This window comes from Desulfobotulus alkaliphilus, assembly GCF_007830435.1.
Classification (GTDB): Bacteria; Desulfobacterota; Desulfobacteria; order Desulfobacterales; family ASO4-4; genus Desulfobotulus; species Desulfobotulus alkaliphilus.
The window spans coordinates 12850-30258 of the sequence record NZ_VLLC01000015.1 but is presented as its reverse complement, the minus strand read 5'-3'; the positions used below and the strand labels follow the sequence as shown (position 1 = coordinate 30258).

Below are 17409 nucleotides of genomic sequence, written 5' to 3'. Positions count from 1 at the left end.
GCATGTCAGCGGGCACCCGTAAAGGGTGCCCCTACACAAAACAGGGCCGTAAAAACCATTCGTAGGGGCAGGCCTTGCGCCTGCCCGTATTAAAGCCCGCACCATAGGCCTGGCAAAAACTTGACCAGCAAGCTGTGGCTGAGCCAGGGTAGTAATCAGAAAAAGTAATAATTCAGAACAATTATTCTGGTACCATACCTGTCAGATAGATGCACAGGCACCCAGACTATTTGCCCGTGACGCAATCCGAAACGATTGCAATGTCACTTGCAAATAGCCAAGGTGCCTTGCAACAGCACGAAGCTGCTGCAACTACAGCATTGGCAGTTCGGAATAAACCATGCTGAATATTTTCATAACACACAGCAAAAAGATCCGTAGCAGAAAATGCCACGGATCTTTTTTATTCAGCTACAGGGAAATTTTATTTTTCAGGATGCTCCCGTAACCTTTGGTTTCAGGCCTTCGCTTCCCAGAGTATCCGGCTGCTTCACAACACCCGGAGCCCTTGCAAAAATGGCAATCACAGCACCGATGACACAGGCGATACCCGCCACAAGGAATGCACTTTCAAAACCGATGGCAATGGAAAGCCGTGGCGCTGTGAGGGCCGCTATGCCGTAGAAGATAAAAACCGCACCATAATTATTGCCCACATTGGCAAGACCGAACCACTCCGCAGTCAGGGTAGGCAGCATGGCCGCAAGGCCTCCGAAACAGAAACCTACCACACAGGTGGCCACAAGAAAGCCCGCATAGGTCATGGGAATCAGGGCCATATAGAACATGGCGAGACTGAGCATGATAAAATTGGCCAGTATGGAGGGTTTTCTGCCGAATCTGTCGGAAATCCAGCCCCATCCCAGACGGCCACAGGCATTGAAAAGGGCGATGGTGACAACGGCATTGCCTGCTGCGGCAAGGCTCAGGCCGATCATGGTCATACCGATATTGGCGGCCACACTGATGATCATGAGGGCTGCGGCGCTGCCAAAAAACATCCAGGCCACCAGCATATAAAACTGGGGAGTACGCATGGCCTGACCCGTTGAAAAGCGGCGGCTTCCGGCAGGTGCTGCGCCAGCCTGACTCACGGGTGGTGTCCAGCCCGGAGGCCGGTATCCCTTGGGCGGCACGGCAAGCAACATGGCACCCGCAACAATCAGAACACCATAGATGCACCCAAGGTAGAGAAATGACTGGGACACACCGAATTTAGTAATGAAAATTAAAATGATGGGCTTAAAGACCATGCCCCCCACTCCCAGTGCGGCAAGGATCAGGCCGGTAATCAGCCCCCTTTTTTCCGGAAACCATTTTACACAGGTGGCCAGAGGCGTCACATAGGCCGCACCGATCCCGATACCTGCTATCACGCCGTAGGTGAGATAAAGAAAATATACATTGGTGGCAAAGCTGGCCAGTGCCACACCAAGACCCGTGAGGAGGCCACCCACAATGGCCACCTTTTTTGGGCCTATTTTATCCTGTATCCTGCCCGCAAAAATAACGGCCACCGAGAAAAAGGCCAGGGTAATGGAAAAGGTGAATACCGTGTCCCCCGGTGTCCATCCGTGGGCTTCCACCAGCGGCCTGTTGAAAAGGCTCCAGGTATAGATGGCCCCCAGACTGAGCTGCATAAGAAGCGAACCCGCAACAACAAGCCAGCGGTTGGGAATTTTTTCATTCTGATAAGCTGTTTCCATGGTGCCCCCTTGTATTGTTTTATGGATTAAGGCAGATCTTTACACTAAACTCTGTTCAGGGCAAAGGTTTAAAAAAGACCGGGAATCTTCCCACGCTCGGAGAGATGGGGGGGAGGAGAGAAGATTCCCGGTTCAGGAGAGAAAGGGCCAACCCTATAAAGCCCTTATGCCTCATACAGCCATGCGTATCTCACTGGAAAGTCCCGTAGGATGCAGCCTGCGCTTCCAGATATTCATTCTGGCTGCTTCCTGCATCAGTTCTTCCCTGTAATCGGGATGGGCAATGCCGATCAGGGCTTCAGCCCGCTCCCATGTACTTTTACCCTTAAGATTGGCCATGCCGTACTCCGTAACCACCCAGTGGGTGACGGTTCTGGGAAGGGTGACAATGGTCCCCGGCTCCAGGGTCGGCCGGATTCTGGTTTTACGATTACCCTGCTTATCCGTGGTGGTAGAACGCAGACAGATGAAACTCTGACCGCCTTCGGAATGGTAGCAGCCAAAGGCAAAATCAAACTGGCCGCCGGTCCCTGAAATGTGACGGATGCCTGAGGATTCACTGGAAATCTGTCCGTAAAGATCCACCTCCACGGCATTATTGATGGATACGGCCCTGGGATTGGAAGCAATGCGGGCGGGTGCATTCACATAATCCACGGGATAGCTGGCACAGAGGGGGTTATGGTGCAGGAAGTCATAGAGGCGCTGACTTCCCAGAGCAAAGGTATAGGTCATTTTACCGGGAAGATCCCTTTTCATGCGGCCCGAGATACGACCCGCCTCGTACATGTCGATGTAACTGTCCACCAGCATTTCCGTATGCACACCCAGATCCCTTATGGTGGAATCCGCAATCATGCGACCAATGGCGTTGGGAAGCCCGCCAATACCAAGTTGCAGACAGGCACCATCGGGAATCCGTGAAACCACGTGTTCTGCGATTTTCATATCTTCTCTGGATACGGCGGGTTCCTTGAGGGCAAACATGGGCGCATTGTCCGACTCCACCACAAAATCCACCTGGGAAATATGAATGGCTTCATCATATCCTCCATGGCATACGGGCATGCTGCTGTTAACCTCAACAATAATGGTTCTTGCACTTTCTATCTGTGCCCGCTGAACGGAATTGGCGACACCATAATTAAAAAAGCCATTGCTGTCCATGGAGGCACAGCGTACCATATACACATCGCTTTCAATATCCCGTTCATAATAACGGGGGCCTTCGTGATAAAGAATGGGGATGTAGCTGCAAAGGCCCTTATCATGGAGAATTCTGTCGCCACCGGTAAAATGCCAGTTGTTATAAATAAACCGCTCACCCGAAGGGTCGGCCATGGCAACGGCCGCAAGGCCAGGGAAACCCACGGCACGTACCTTGACTTCCTCCAGTTCTTCAGCCCTTTTGGCCAGAGCCGCATCCAGGGTCAGGGGTGCACAGAGAAAATTGCCGTAATCCACCCATTGTCCTGAGCGTACAATGGAAACAGCCTGCTCCGGTGATACCAGCTTTGTTCGATAAAGGGCCTGCATGTCCATGGTGTCCTCCTTTGGTTGATACCGCCTTCTGACGGCATTCGCTTTGGTTGACATCCAGTATTGCAATGGCCGGGCCAAACATATCATCATATTGATTTTAAAGAACAAATTACAAAAAATCCGATTTCAAAAAATATAAAACCGGATCCAATGCGACAACTATGCCGCATTGGATCCGGCTAAAAATAAACATTGTTCACCCTATCATCCCGTGATTACTGGCGCCTCCAAGGATACGGCATGTGCGCCGCATAATACGACAACTATGCCGTATCGTTTTCCCGCAGCTTAAACCGGTTCATTTTTCTTTCAAGGGTTCTTCGGTCAATACCCAGAAGGTCTGCCGTGTGTCCCCGATGTCCCTCACACTGTTTCAGGGTTTCCAGAAGAACTTCCCGTTCATACAGATCCAGACGGTCTTTCAGTGTACGATCCGAAACATTTGTGTCCTCTGCGGAAGAAACCGGCAGATCCAGAGTTCCAAGGGTAACATAGCGTTGCAGAACATTCTGCAGTTCCCGGACATTACCGGGCCATGGATAACGGAAAAAAGCCTCCATTACCCTTGCATCCACCCCGGAACTGAGCTCATCGCCCATGGCAGAAAGAAAGTGTTCCACAAGAAGGGATATGTCCGACTTCCTTTCCCTTAAGGGCGGCAGGTAAATGGGAATAATATGAAGGCGGTAAAAGAAATCCTGCCGCATCCGTCCCTCTGCCACCATGGCTTCCATATTTCTGTGGGTGGCGGCAATGATCCGCAGGTCTGTGGAAATATGCTCTCTGCCTCCCAGAGGCCGAAAACCGTTACCCTCCAGGGCACGGAGCAGTTTGACCTGCATGGACAAGGGAATTTCTCCCACCTCATCCAGAAAAAGCGTTCCCCCACTAGACATTTCCAGCAGCCCCTTTTTATCCGTATCCGCACCGGTAAAGGCTCCTTTTTTGTAACCGAAAAACTCACTTTCCATGAGGTTTTCAGGGATGGCACCACAGTTCACCGGCACAAAGGGACCGTTTTTCCGCTGGCTCAGGCCATGGATGGCCTTTGCCACCAGCTCCTTTCCCGTTCCGGATTCTCCCCGGATCACCACGGCAGCACCACTGCCTGCGGCCTGAAGAATACGGTCATAAACGCCCTGCATTTCAGGACTCTTTCCCACAATTCCATGGAAACGGTAGCGGTCCTTCAGGCTGGATTTCAGCCGCTGGTTTTCCTCCATGAGCAGGGCCGCCCGGGACCGCATCCTCTCCTCCGCCATCTTTCTGTCCGTAATGTCCACCATGACGGTCTGCCGGAGCAGTACCTCCCCGTCTTCTCCGCAGATGGGGGTGGTAATAACATTATACCAGCGCTCATCCACAGGATCGAGCCGCTCCGTTTCCACGGTTTTACCGGAAAAGGTTTCTTGATTCTCACACCACGGGCAGGGATCTTCCCTGCCATACACCACCTTGAAGCAGGGTCCTGAGTCCAGATTCATGCCGGTTCTTTCCCCTAAGGGACGATTGATGTAGGCTAAGCGATAGTCCTTATGGCAGGTATAAAGAAAGCCTGTAAAATGTTCCACAATGGCCCGGAACTCCGCTTCCCTCTGCCTCAGTGTTTTAACAACGGCCTTTTCCGCCGTCACATTAACAAGGGTGGCCACGCTGGTGGTGGTTCCCCGGATCATATCCAGTTTTATCAGGATATCATGGACCTGACCTTCCCGGTTCATGAGACGACACTCATACTCACCGGGGGCGGCTCCGGGATCTTTTCTCCGCATATGATGATACCGCATCATACGTTCCAGATCTTCTTTCACCACAAAACGCAGCCACTCAATCTTTCCTTCAATTTCTTCTTTGGAATATCCCAGAAGCTCCTCAACCCGCTCATTGATGCGGCTGATGGTATAGTCCGATTCAATGACAATGGTGGGGGCCGTGGACTTTTCAAAAATCATCCGGTAAAAACGTGCGTCCGTTTCTGCTTTTTCCACCCGGTCACGCCAGTGTTCCCTTTGATTTTCCTGCATGGGATGCGTCCTTTTTGATGCATTGGGGTTATGGGTCAGAGCCTGCAAAAGACGGTTGTCAGAAACCGTCATAAAAACTTAAAGATAAAAAACCATCTGATTACTACCCTGACTCAGCCACAGCCTGCTGGTCCGGTTGTTGTCAGGCCCATGGTGCGGGCTTTAATACGGGCAGGCGCAAGGCCTGCCCCTACGAATGGATTTTACGGCCCTGTTTTGTGTAGGGGCACCCTTTACGGGTGCCCGCTAACATGCGTAAAATCTGATCTTATAATTTCCATGATTAAGGTTTATATGGCTGAAAGACAGTGGTAATCAGAAAAAATAAAGGATGCTTCAACCATAAAGAAGACCTGCTCCGATGGTCAGCCATGCCACCAGAATATAGCGAAGCAGCTTTCCGAAAACCATGAAAATCAAAAAAAGCAGAACCCTCATTCGCAAAATACCTGCGGCAAAAACCAGAGGATCTCCCACAACGGGTACCCATGAAAAGAGAAGCAGCCATGAACCATAGCGGGAAATCCACCGGGCGGACAGCTGCTTTTTTTCTTCGGAAATACCAAGAAAACGTCCTGCCCGCTCTCCTGCAAAATTACCAAGATAAAAGGTGGTAACAGCCCCTAAAACATTGCCCGTGGTAGCGGCAAGAACTGCCGCAACGGGGTCTTTGCCATTCAGCAGGGCTGCCACAAGAACCACTTCCGAAGCTCCGGGCAAAAGGGTTGCCGCCACAAAGGCAGAAAGAAAAAGCCCCATCAGCCAAAATTCATCGGAAGACAGCAGATGCGTCTCCCAGGGAAAAAAAACACTCATATTATACCATTCCACTGATTATCAGTGTTAATGAATCCGATGACCACAATCTTTCAGCCATTCGGAACTGAGCCTGTAAAATGACAGGGCTGATATCCGTCCCCTCGCTTGACGCTGGAAAGCCCGGACCGTATACTTGCCCGAAAATTTATCCCTGCATGTTCATGCAGGCAAACAGGGAGGTTTCATGGAGTCCTTTAGGGAATTTTTTACAATAACCATTGATGTATGGAATCATGGATTCATGGGTATTCCCATTGCCCGTTATCTTGCGGCTGCCGGTATTATCATCTTTTTTCTCATGCTCCGGCGTACCGTTGTCCAGTGGCTGCTCAACCGCCTTAAAAAACTGAGCAGCCAGACAGAAACCCGGCTGGACGATGAAATCGTTGCCTCTCTGGAACCACCCGTACGTCTCGTTCCCATTATCTTAGGTATCTTTTTTGCCCTGCGTTTTCTGAATCTGGAAGGCAGTGCTGCTCTGTTTTCTGAAAAACTGATCCGGTCCATGGTAGCCTTTATGATTTTCTGGGCCCTGCTTTCCGCTGTCCCTCCCCTGTTCAGACTCCTCGGCAATGTGAAAGAAAAGGTGGGCGAGGCCCTTTTGGACTGGGCGCAGAAAGCCGTAAAAATTGCCATTATTGCCATCGGTGCCGCCACCATTCTGGACATGTGGGGGATTAAGGTCGGCCCGGTTCTTGCTGGTTTCGGTCTTTTTGGCGTGGCCGTCGCTCTGGGTGCCCAAGATCTGTTCAAAAATCTTATTTCCGGCATCCTGATTCTGACAGAACGTCGCTTTGGCAAAGGCGACTGGATTCATGTGGAAGGTGTTGTGGAAGGCACCGTTGAAGAAATCGGTTTCCGCTCCACCCGCATCCGCCGTTTTGACAGAGCTCCGGTCTTTGTACCCAATGCGCGGCTTTCCGACAATACACTGACCAATTTTTCCGATATGACCCACAGAAGAATTTTCTGGACCATTGGCCTTGAATACCGCACCACTCTGGATGCACTGAGGAGGATTCGGGACCGCATAGAAAATCATCTGCTGGAAAATCCGGCCTTTGCCAATCCGCCGGAAGTTCCCCTTTTTGTGCGCGTTGACCGCTTTTCCGACTCTTCCATTGATATCATGGTTTATTGCTTTACCCGGACCACGGTCTGGGGAGAATGGCTGGCCGCAAAAGAAGCACTGGCCCTTTTCATCAAGGCTATCGTGGAAGAAGAAGGCACATCCTTTGCATTCCCCAGCAGGTCTATTTACTTTGAAAACCTGCCGGAGTCCGAGGCTCCCCAGGTCTTTATTCCACCCGCTGCCCAGGATGCCCAAAAATGATGCCCCTCTGCCACCAGCTGCTGCAGCTTGCTGAAAGAGCCAGGTTTCTGGACGATTTTCTCCGTGAATCGGAAAAGTGCATACAGGAAAATTTCGACATCGCCTGCCTTCGTTTTCTTCCCAATGCAGTCAAATCGGAAGGTGCTCATTTTCCCATGGCCCATACGGAAAAAATTCCGGACGGCCCCCTCCATATGACGCTGACGGAAGACCATGGCCTTTCTCCCTTCCTGCTGCAGCAGGCTGCGGACATGACCGGACGCATTGCAAAGGTTCTGCACAGGAATCTTTCCACCCATGAGCACATGCGCATGTATAAAACCGTTTTCGAAACAACGGGAACCGGCACCATCATCATTGAAGAGGATATGACCATTACCTGCGCCAATGCAAGGTTTCAGGAAATGACCGGCTACAGCAGGGAAGAGATACACGGCAGAAAAAAATGGTCGGAGTTCATTGTACCCGAAGACAGGGACCGCATGCAGCAGTACCACTATGGCCGCCGTCAGCCCGGCAACAAAGTACCCACGGAATATGAATGCCGCATCACCGACCGCCATGGCCGCATCATGGATATTTATATGAAAGTCGGTGTCATTGCCGGAACCCGGCGCAGCATCGCCTCTTTTCTGGATATCACCACCCGAAAGCAGGCGGAAGATGCCCTGCGCCAGCGTGAATCCCAGCTGAATGCCATTCTGGAAAACTTTGAAGGCTTTATTTTCATCTATACCAGAGATCTGCGTATCCGCTACATGAACCGCCTGCTTGTGGAACGTACGGGCATGGATGCCACGGGTATCCTCTGTGAGGATGCCCTTCCGGGAATAGCATCCCTTTTTACTCCGGGTATCCGGGAAAGGGTCTTTTCCGGTGAAACCCTGCGCATGGAAGTACAGTGCACAAGAACCCTTCAGTGGTTTTATGCGGTCAATTCTCCAGTTTTTGACAGCAAAGGTTTTGTGGATTGCATTCAGGTCATGCTCATTGATATTACTAAACGAAAAGAGGAAGAAACCATACTGAAAGAGAGGGAAGCCAGCCTGCAGAAGGAAAACATCCTTTTGCGCTCCGGCCTCAGGGATCGCTACAAGTTTGGTAAAATCATAGGAAAAAGCCCAAAAATGCAGGATGTTTATGACCTCATCATGAAGGCTGCGGCATCCAGCGCCAATGTCATCATCCTTGGAGAATCCGGTACGGGAAAGGAGCTTGTGGCCCAGGCCATTCACGATCTCAGCGACAGACGGGACAAGGCCTTTGTGGTTGTCAACTGCGGAGCCATTCCTGAAAACCTCATGGAAAGTGAGTTTTTCGGTCATGTGAAAGGAGCCTTCACCGGTGCCGTCAGTGATAAAAAGGGCTATATGGATATGGCCGATGGCGGCACCCTTTTTCTCGATGAAATTGGTGAGCTTCCCCTTTCCCTGCAGGTTAAACTGCTGCGGGCCATTGAGGGCGGCGGATATACACCGGTGGGCGCTTCCATGCGAAAAGACAGCAATATCCGTATTCTTGCGGCCACAAACAGGGACCTCAGGGACCATGTAAGGAAAAACCTGATGCGGGAGGATTTCTTTTACCGTATCCACATCATCCCCATCCTCCTGCCTCCCTTAAGGAAAAGACGGGAAGACATTCCTTTGCTTGTGGATCATTTTGTCAAGGCCTTTGATCCTTCCGGCCATATTCCCCCCATTCCCGCAAGGATCATAGATGTTTTCACTTCGCATAACTGGCCGGGCAATATCCGGGAGCTTCAAAACACGGTCCACCGCTATCTGACACTGGAACAGATCGATTTGCCGGGAAGCACCCAGCCTTCGGCTTTATCCGGTGAGAACAGCCCTGCAACCGGAACAGTTCCCATGGATCTCCGTCAGGCCATGGATAATTATGAACGGGAAATCCTTATCCGTACCCTCAAGGAGCACCAGTGGCATAAAGGTCGTGCGGCAGAAGCTCTGGGGATACACAGAAAAACCCTTTTCACCAAACTGCGCCAGCATGGTCTCTCCTGAAAAAGGCAATAAACCCTCCCATAATAGGGTGAAAACGCCACACATTTCAAAACATCCCTGTTTTTACACCTGATTTCCATGAACACAGCAGGTATATGTGGTAATTTCACCCTAGACCTGCCCCAATACCCAAAACACTACAAAAACTCCCTCACCCCTTGCTTCCATCGAAAAAGAATAAAACATAACGGTAAAAAAAGATGGGAATCAAATCATTTTATGACCGCACAACCTTCCAATAACATTTAAATATAGGCAATTAATAAAAAATTAAAGACAGGCTTTTTCTACCGGGTTGATTAAACACCCCCGGCTTCCCCCTGCCTTCTTCCTCCTTTCATGGTCCGGAAAAAAGGTGCCGTGGCACGCTTATGGCAACAATGGCTGTCAGACACGATGCCGGCGCAATCAGACCTGTCAGAAATTTAAGCTGACTTTTTACCCCACAGGGACACCAAGGAGGAATCCATGAGCTCTTATCTCGTATCTTATAATAAAAAAATGCGCAGCCCCGGGCAGGCCGTAGCTGAAGTCAAATCCGGCAACTGGGTGGATTACGGCAATTTTGCCTGCGCTCCCCTGACACTGGATGCCGCCCTTGCAGAGCGGGTCAATGAACTGGAAGACGTAAAAGTCAGGGCCATGACCTTCCCAGGACTTGCCGCCGTTGCCAAGGCTGATCCTACAGCCACCCGCTTCATTTACAACAACTGGCATTTTTCAGGAGGAGACAGGAAGCTCCATGATGCGGGCAACTGTTTTTATGTGCCCTTCCTTTTCCATGAGGGGCCGGGTTACTATGACATCATAGATTCCGATGTCTTTCTTGTGGCCGTGGCACCCATGGATGAAAGGGGATATTTCAATTTCGGCACATCCAACTCCATACAAATGGCAGTGGCCAAAAAAGCAAAAAAAGTGATTGTGGAAATCAACCGCAACATTCCCCACTGCTATGGCGGCTTCAATGAGGGCATCCACATTGATGAGGTGGATCTGATAGTGGAATCCGACCACAAACCCCTTTTCCAGCTTCCCTCTTCCACGCCTTCGGAAATAGACACCCGCATAGCCAGACTCATTATGGAAGAAATTCGGGATGGCTCCTGCATTCAGCTGGGTATCGGCGGTATGCCCAATGCCGTGGGTAAAATGATTGCTGAATCGGATCTTAAGGATCTGGGGGTTCATACGGAAATGCTGGCAGACTCCTTTGTGGATATGTTTGAGGCCGGACGCATCACCTGTAAATTCACGAGATACTGCCCCGGTAAAATGGCCTATACCTTTGCCCTTGGCTCCCGGAAACTCTATGATTTCCTCGACAGAAATCCCTTCTGTGCCAGCTATTCCGTGGATTTTGTCAACAAACCCTCTAATATTTCCATGAATGAAAACATGGTTGCCATCAACAATGCCGTGGAAGTGGACCTTTTCGGACAGGTTTCCAGTGAATCTTCAGGACCCCGCCACATATCCGGAACCGGCGGGCAGTTTGACTACACCTTCGGCGCATACCATGCTCCCGGCGGCAAAAGTTTTATCTGCCTTTCCTCCACCACAAAAGGAAAGGACGGACAACTGGTTTCACGTATCCGTCCCACCTTCACACCGGGCTCCATTATCACGGTTCCCCGCACGGTATCCCATTGGGTGGTCACGGAATACGGCAAGGTCAACCTCAAGGGAAAATCCACATGGGAAAGGGCAGAAGCCCTGATTTCCATTGCTCACCCGGATTTTCGTGACGAACTGGTTGAAGAAGCACAAAAGATGGGAATCTGGCGTGCAGGGGACAGGAAGCATAAAATTCAGAGTCCAAACCTTCAGCTGAAAACCGCTTGAAAAACAAGAAAATATTTTTTTCACCAAAAGTCAGATTATCCAGAAGATGGATACAGGCATTGCAAAAAAATCAAAAACATGGTTTTAGGTCTGAGTCATCGTTTGATCAGAAAATTCTTATCTTCCCCGTACTAAGAGAGCCGTATTCAGGATGGGAAAATACTATCAGGACAGGAATCCGGAAGCCAGATTTCCCCTGTCCGGCCTGAAGGGCATAATAAAAGTCAGCACCATCATGCAATTTATAATGATGATCCGTGTCATAAGGAACGTAAACCTTTCACCAAAATCCCCAAAAGGAGACTCCAGATGGCCCAACTGATTGCCGACCGCCGCGATGTAGATTTTGTTCTCCATGAGCAGTTTGAAGTTGCAGAACTTGCAAAAAATGATCGCTTTTCTGAATTTAACCGAAAAACCGTTGATCTCATTATCACAGAGGCCAGGAATCTGGCCATCAAAGAAATTCTTCCCCTGCAGAAAATCAGTGACAGCCCCGGCTGTGTATTCGATGCAGGCGAAGTCAAAGTTCCTGAACCTTACCATAAAGTCTACAAAACCTATTGTGATGGTCAGTGGTTGGCCATGAGTGACTCTCCCGAGTGGGGAGGTCAGGGAATGCCCACCTCCGTGGGCCTTGCTGCCAATGAATATTTTTATGGTGCCTGCAACTCCTTTATGCTTTTTAACATGCTGACCCACGGTGCAGCCAGGCTTGTGGAAAGCTTCGGTACAAAGGAGCAGAAGGATCAGGTTCTTAAAAACATGTATTCGGGCAAGTGGGCCGGTACCATGCTTCTTACGGAACCCGAAGCCGGTTCCGATGTTGGTGCCCTGACATCCGTAGCCAAGCGTAATCCCGATGGCACCTATTCCATCACCGGCTCCAAAATCTTCATCTCCGGTGGCGAGCAGGACATGGTGGAAAACATCATTCACCCCACCCTTGCCCGCATCGAAGGCGCTCCCGCTGGCACCCGCGGTATTTCCCTTTTCCTTGTACCCAAATACCGCATCAAACCGGATGGCAGTCCGGGAGAATTCAACGACGTGGTCTGTACCGGGATTGAGCATAAAATGGGCCTTCACGGCAATGCTACCTGTTCCCTCACCCTGGGCGGCAAGGGTGAATGCATCGGCACCCTCATCGGTGAAGAAAACAAGGGCATGGCTGCCATGTTCCAGATGATGAACGAAGCCCGTCAGATGGTGGGCCTTCAGGGTTTTGCCAATGCCACGGCCTCCTATATGTATGCCCTGGATTATGCCCGTCAGCGCATACAGACCAAGCACATGACCGATCCTCCGGAAGCAGGCCCTGCTGCCATTATACGCCACCCGGATGTACGTCGGCAGCTCATGATCATGAAGAGCATGGTGGATGGTATGCGCAGCCTGATCTATTTCAACGGCATGGTACAGGACAGGCACAAGCTCAGCGACAGCCCCGAAGAAAAAGAGCGTCTCCGCAACCTTGAGGAAGTCCTCACCCCCATCATCAAAGGATACATCACAGACAAGGCCTTTGAAGTATGCTCCCACGGCGTACAGGTCTATGGCGGCTATGGTTACATCGAAGAGTATCCTGTGGCCCAGCTTCTACGTGACTGCCGTATTTTCCAGATTTACGAAGGAACCAACGGCATCCAGTCCATTGACCTCATTGGCCGTAAAATGGGCATGAAAAAAGGCGCTGCCTTCATGGCCTTCCTTGAGGAAATCCGTAAAACCATTGACATGGCCAAAGGAATTGAAGCCGTAAAACCTTTGGCTGAAAACCTTGAAAAACTCTTCAACACCTATACTGAAACCGCTGCCATTCTGGGCAAGGCCGCAGGCAGTGACAAGGTGCTGGATGCCTTTGCCTTCAGCCATCCTTTCCTGGAGTCCACCGGTGATCTCTGCATGGCATGGATGCTTCTGTGGAGGGCTGCCATCGCTGCTCCCAAAATCGGGCAGAAGAAAAAAGACGATGCCTTCTATAACGGCCAGGTAACCACGGCCCGTTTCTTCATCAACACCCAGCTCCCCATCACCGCAGGCAGGCTCACCGCCATTCAGGTCATGGACGGTGCTGCCGTTGCCATGGAAGATGCCGGATTCGGCGGTTAAGACCCATAAAAAAAGCCGGGGGTTTTTCCCCGGCTTCATATCATGGCTTCCGACAACGCCCCCGCCGGAAGTCGTATGCCGATGCATCCTCCCCGGTGCATCGGCATATTATTATACTTCAGCTCCCATGCAGGGCCATATGGACGGCCTTTGCAATGTCTTTGCGTATGACGGGCTTCATTACACAGTCCACAATACCGCTTTTGCGGAGAACTTCCTTATCAAGGGTCTCACTGAAGCCGGAACAGAGAATCACGGGAAAGCCCTTCCTTATTTTCTGCATTTCAGCAGCCAGAACCGTACCCGTCATTACCGGCATGGTCTGATCCGTGATGAGAAGATCGTAGTTCTCCGGCATGCGTCGGAAGATGTCAAGGGCTTCGGTGCTGGACCAGCATCCTGTGACCTCGTAGCCCAGACCTGTCAGGGTATCCTGAAGCATTTCCACAATCAGGGTCTCATCATCCACCAGAAGCACATGCCCCTTGCCACCGATAACAGCCTCATGATCATCCGCAGAACGCAGATCCTCATCCTTTGCGGCCACCGGCAGATACACAAGAAAAGCCGTGCCCTTTCCCGGCGTACTCCGGACAAGAATATCACCTCCGCAGCCCGTGACAATACCATGGACCGTTGCCAGCCCCAGCCCTGTTCCCTTACCCTGTTCTTTGGTGGTGAAATAGGGATCAAAAATTCTTTCCATGGTAGCAGAATCAATACCAGAGCCCGTATCCTGAACGGAAAGCAGCTGCCAGATGCCCGGCCGGATACCCGGATGCAGATCCGCAGCCCTGTCTTCTGCAAGATTCAGGGTATGCAGCTCCACCGTCAGGATACCCCCGGCTTCCATGGCATGGTAAGCGTTGGTACACAGATTCATAACCACCTGATGGATCTGGGTAGGGTCCGCCACAACCCTTGCATCACCACTTTCAATGTCATGGCGGATTTCAATGGTGGATGGAATGGAAGCCCGCAGAAGTTTCAAGGCTTCTTTCGCAACAGAGTGCACGTAAACACTGCTGCGTTCCTTTTCATCATTCCTGCGGCTGAAGGTAAGAATCTGCCATACCAGCTCCCTTGCCCTGTGGGCGGCAGTCAGAATACTTTTTAAGTATTTTTTTTCTATCCGGCTTTGGGGAAGACTCTCCAGAGCAAGCTCCGTAAAACCGATAATGGGAAAAAGAATATTATTGAAATCGTGGGCAATGCCCCCGGCAAGGGTTCCGATGGCTTCCATTTTCTGGGCCTGACGGAGCTGCCTTTCAAGGCTGCGCTCCAGACTCACGTCCCGCTTGACGGCAACAAAATTAATAATACTGCCCGTATTGTCCAGAATGGGTGAAATACTCACCTCTTCATCGTAGCAGGAACCGTCTTTTTTTCGGTTGGTGATATAGCCCTGCCAGACCCTGCCCGAAAGAAGGGTCTGCCACATTTCCTCGTAAAAACTTTTCCCATGATAGCCACTGCTCAGAATGGCAGGGGTTTTTCCCAGAACTTCATCTTTATGCCAGCCAGTAATTTTTTCAAAGGCCGGATTCACATAGAGTATGCTGGCCTGCCTGTCCGTGACCAAAATACTCTCCGCCACCTGTTCGATGGCTGCGGAAAGCCGGATGCGGTCCACCTCGGCCCGGATACGCTCTGTCACATCCGTAGCCACACCCGAAGCACCCGTTACATTGCCTGAAGCATCCCAGAGTGGAACGCCTGTGAGCTCAAAATACCTTCCCCGGATCTGTACGGTGATGGAAACGCTTTCCCCGCCCAGCACCTTTTCAATGTTTCGGAGCATCAGGGGCACTCCGGCATACCGCTCCCTTACCTGTACGCCAACCAGCCCTCCTTCGGGCATCACAAGGGACTGGGTTCCCTTGCCTTCAAAAAAGGTGATGCGTCCTTCACCGTCAATGGCCCAGAGTATCACGGGAAGACTGGCCAGGAGGCTGTGCAGTCGCCCCCTTGTCTCCAGAAGGGAACGCTCTCCTTTTACCTGCTCTGAAATATTGTCCAGCCCAACGACAACCATGTCCAGAGAACCATCCTCCAGCCAAAGGGATGCCGCATTGACCGAGAGATACACACGTCTGCCATGGCCGCCCTTTACTGCATGACAGACGTTGCTAAGGGGCTTCCGGCTTTCTCTGGCCAGATAAAAGATGGTTTTTTCCACAGGCAGGGGTTTCAGGTCATGGTCCGTCACCTCCCATACCTCATCAAAGAGAGTCCGCTTCATAATGGCAGAAACTTCCATCCCAAGGATTTCGGCAGCCTTCTGATTGGCAAAAACGATTCGGCCATCCGCATTGGCTGCAAGGATCCCGGAGGGACTGGTTTCCACCACCTTGGACAGAAAAGAACGCTCTTTCCGAAGCTGATGCTCTGCCTCCCGGATATGATCCACACCTCTGATAACGGACAGGATATGGGGGCACCCATGGAGCAGGGTTCTGGAAGCCGACATCAGCGCATGAATGGTTCTGCCGTCCTTTACCCGGAAACGGGCCTCAAAATTTTCCACTACCCCTTCACTGCGTATGCGCTCAAAAAAGGTATCCCTTTCCGCAAGATCCACCCACAAACGCAAATCCACCGCAGTTCTTCCACGCACTTCCTCTGCCCTGAAGCCGCTCATTTTAACAAAGCCATCATTCACATCCACCAGGGTATGATCCGAGAAACGGGTCATAATAAGGGCATCGGGAATGGTTTTAAAGGCAACACGGAAACGGCTTTCGCTTTCCTTTAAAGCATCCATGGCCAGCATTTTGCGGATGGCAAGGGAAAAAAGATCCGCCAGTTTTTCCAGCACCCGCAGATCCGTGTTCGTGTAGGGATGATAACCGTCTCCAAGGGTAATCTGCCCCACCAGCTGATCCCCTGCCATGGCAGGGACGGAAAGCAGGTAGCTGACGGACATCTGACCATCACGGGTGGGAATGGAAAGATTTCTGCCACCATCCACACTTGCATAGACCGGATGACCGTGACGCAGTACTTCTCCCCATACCCCTGAAAAATGTTCCAGCTCAAGGGGTTCCGCATGCAGAACCCTGTTGGTATTCAGCTGCCCGGAACCCGCAGGGCAGATCAGATGCCCCGTAAGGGGATCCATATAGCCCGCATAACCGACACGGCTGCCCGTCAGTTCATGGGCGGCTTCCAGTACATAGAGCGTGGCTTCCGTCATATTTTCAGATAAAATCAAAGACCTTGAGTAGCGGGCAAAAATTTCATCAATGCGGGACTTCCTAGACAGGGCAATCTCGGCATTTCTGCGGGCTTTCAGCTCACCCCGCATCCATACGGACTGCCAGACAAAATAAACAATGAGGATAACAAAGAGACCAAGGGAGATTCCCACAAACAAAAGGGTAAAGGGAAGACCGGCTCCGGGATGCTCTGCAATGAACAAAGCCAGCTGAAGGGATTCGGAAAGGGGGGTGGTAATCTGGAGAAGACCGGAGACGCTGGCTAAAGGCCCTAAATCTGCAAGATGATATTTTTTTTCAGGGGAAAACAGGAAAAACTGTTCAGAAATCCAGGGCATACTGGGTGCCGCATCCGCCACAATCCAGACCTCATCTCCTTTTTTACCATAGAGACGCATGCCAAGAATTCTGGGGTCTTCATCCACAAGGGCTGTCATAAGGGTACGCATATCCCCTGAACCACCGGGATCTGCCGGAAGCAGGTGGGCAATCACCCTTGCCATACGCAGGGCATCTTCCCGAAATTCCTCTTCCATATGTCCGGCCATGCGTAAAACCGAAACCGCTGCGACCAGAACCATCAGTAAAAAAGCCGCTGCCGGAACGCCCCAGCCTTTTACATTCTTTTTCAGCCATGACATCAGATCTTATTATCCTTTACAAAGGTCAAACACATGCCAGGCCCGATTTCGTTAAAAAAACAACGTTTTTTTACACGGACCGACATGAAGCCCCAGCATAAAACCATTGATAAGGAACACAGACAGCGATGAAAGTCAAATCTTT

9 protein-coding genes are annotated in these 17409 nt (G+C 51.1%); 4 read left to right on the top strand and 5 right to left on the bottom strand.

Features of this window, described 5'->3' with window-relative positions:
• Positions 1 to 431: 431 nt before the first annotated feature.
• The 4 genes from LZ24_RS10235 to LZ24_RS10220 all read right to left on the bottom strand — a co-directional run bounded on the left by LZ24_RS10235 (position 432) and on the right by LZ24_RS10220 (position 6088).
• Positions 432 to 1706, bottom strand: coding sequence for an L-lactate MFS transporter (locus tag LZ24_RS10235; protein WP_144685165.1), 1275 nt, complete (start codon positions 1704 to 1706; stop codon positions 432 to 434).
• A gap of 171 nt (positions 1707 to 1877) precedes the next feature.
• Positions 1878 to 3248, bottom strand: a complete 1371-nt coding sequence (locus LZ24_RS10230) for an acetyl-CoA hydrolase/transferase family protein (protein WP_144685163.1) — start codon at positions 3246 to 3248, stop codon at positions 1878 to 1880.
• Between the two features lie 263 nt (positions 3249 to 3511).
• The gene (locus LZ24_RS10225; protein ID WP_186443058.1) at positions 3512 to 5272 is read right to left on the bottom strand and encodes a sigma 54-interacting transcriptional regulator; all 1761 of its coding nucleotides are present in this window, start codon (positions 5270 to 5272) and stop codon (positions 3512 to 3514) included.
• A 336-nt stretch (positions 5273 to 5608) separates the two neighbouring features.
• Entirely contained in the window at positions 5609 to 6088 is a 480-nt protein-coding gene (locus LZ24_RS10220) for a YqaA family protein (protein WP_144685159.1), read from the bottom strand.
• 187 nt (positions 6089 to 6275) lie between these two features.
• Here LZ24_RS10220 and LZ24_RS10215 point away from each other — a divergent pair, with 187 nt between their 5' ends.
• The 4 genes from LZ24_RS10215 (at position 6276) to LZ24_RS10200 (ending at position 13405) form a co-directional block, all read left to right on the top strand.
• On the top strand, positions 6276 to 7424 hold the full coding sequence (locus LZ24_RS10215; RefSeq protein ID WP_144685157.1) for a mechanosensitive ion channel family protein: 1149 nt from the start codon (positions 6276 to 6278) through the stop codon (positions 7422 to 7424).
• Positions 7421 to 9448 carry a sigma 54-interacting transcriptional regulator gene (locus LZ24_RS10210; protein ID WP_144685155.1) on the top strand — a complete coding sequence of 676 codons (2028 nt, stop codon included), beginning with the start codon at positions 7421 to 7423 and terminating at the stop codon, positions 9446 to 9448. Before LZ24_RS10215 ends, LZ24_RS10210 begins: the two co-directional genes overlap by 4 nt.
• A gap of 468 nt (positions 9449 to 9916) precedes the next feature.
• Positions 9917 to 11293 (top strand): acetyl-CoA hydrolase/transferase family protein, encoded by a 1377-nt coding sequence (locus LZ24_RS10205; RefSeq protein WP_144685154.1) that lies wholly within the window; start codon positions 9917 to 9919, stop codon positions 11291 to 11293.
• Positions 11294 to 11602: 309 nt separating this feature from the next.
• A complete protein-coding gene (locus tag LZ24_RS10200) occupies positions 11603 to 13405 on the top strand; it encodes an acyl-CoA dehydrogenase (protein WP_144685152.1) in 1803 nt (600 codons plus the stop codon).
• A gap of 118 nt (positions 13406 to 13523) precedes the next feature.
• Here LZ24_RS10200 and LZ24_RS10195 read toward each other — a convergent pair whose 3' ends face one another.
• Positions 13524 to 17264, bottom strand: coding sequence for a PAS domain S-box protein (locus LZ24_RS10195; protein WP_144685150.1), 3741 nt, complete (start codon positions 17262 to 17264; stop codon positions 13524 to 13526).
• Positions 17265 to 17409: the final 145 nt, after the last annotated feature.

Bases quoted from the DNA above. Each gene is read 5' to 3' on its own strand.
- LZ24_RS10215 (WP_144685157.1), top strand. From the start codon at position 6,276: ATGGAGTCCTTTAGGGAATTTTTTACAATAACCATTGATGTATGGAAT.
- LZ24_RS10220 (WP_144685159.1), bottom strand. From the start codon at position 6,088: ATGAGTGTTTTTTTTCCCTGGGAGACGCATCTGCTGTCTTCCGATGAA.
- LZ24_RS10230 (WP_144685163.1), bottom strand. From the start codon at position 3,248: ATGGACATGCAGGCCCTTTATCGAACAAAGCTGGTATCACCGGAGCAG.
- LZ24_RS10225 (WP_186443058.1), bottom strand. From the start codon at position 5,272: ATGCAGGAAAATCAAAGGGAACACTGGCGTGACCGGGTGGAAAAAGCA.
- LZ24_RS10235 (WP_144685165.1), bottom strand. From the start codon at position 1,706: ATGGAAACAGCTTATCAGAATGAAAAAATTCCCAACCGCTGGCTTGTT.
- LZ24_RS10195 (WP_144685150.1), bottom strand. From the start codon at position 17,264: ATGTCATGGCTGAAAAAGAATGTAAAAGGCTGGGGCGTTCCGGCAGCG.
- LZ24_RS10200 (WP_144685152.1), top strand. From the start codon at position 11,603: ATGGCCCAACTGATTGCCGACCGCCGCGATGTAGATTTTGTTCTCCAT.
- LZ24_RS10205 (WP_144685154.1), top strand. From the start codon at position 9,917: ATGAGCTCTTATCTCGTATCTTATAATAAAAAAATGCGCAGCCCCGGG.
- LZ24_RS10210 (WP_144685155.1), top strand. From the start codon at position 7,421: ATGATGCCCCTCTGCCACCAGCTGCTGCAGCTTGCTGAAAGAGCCAGG.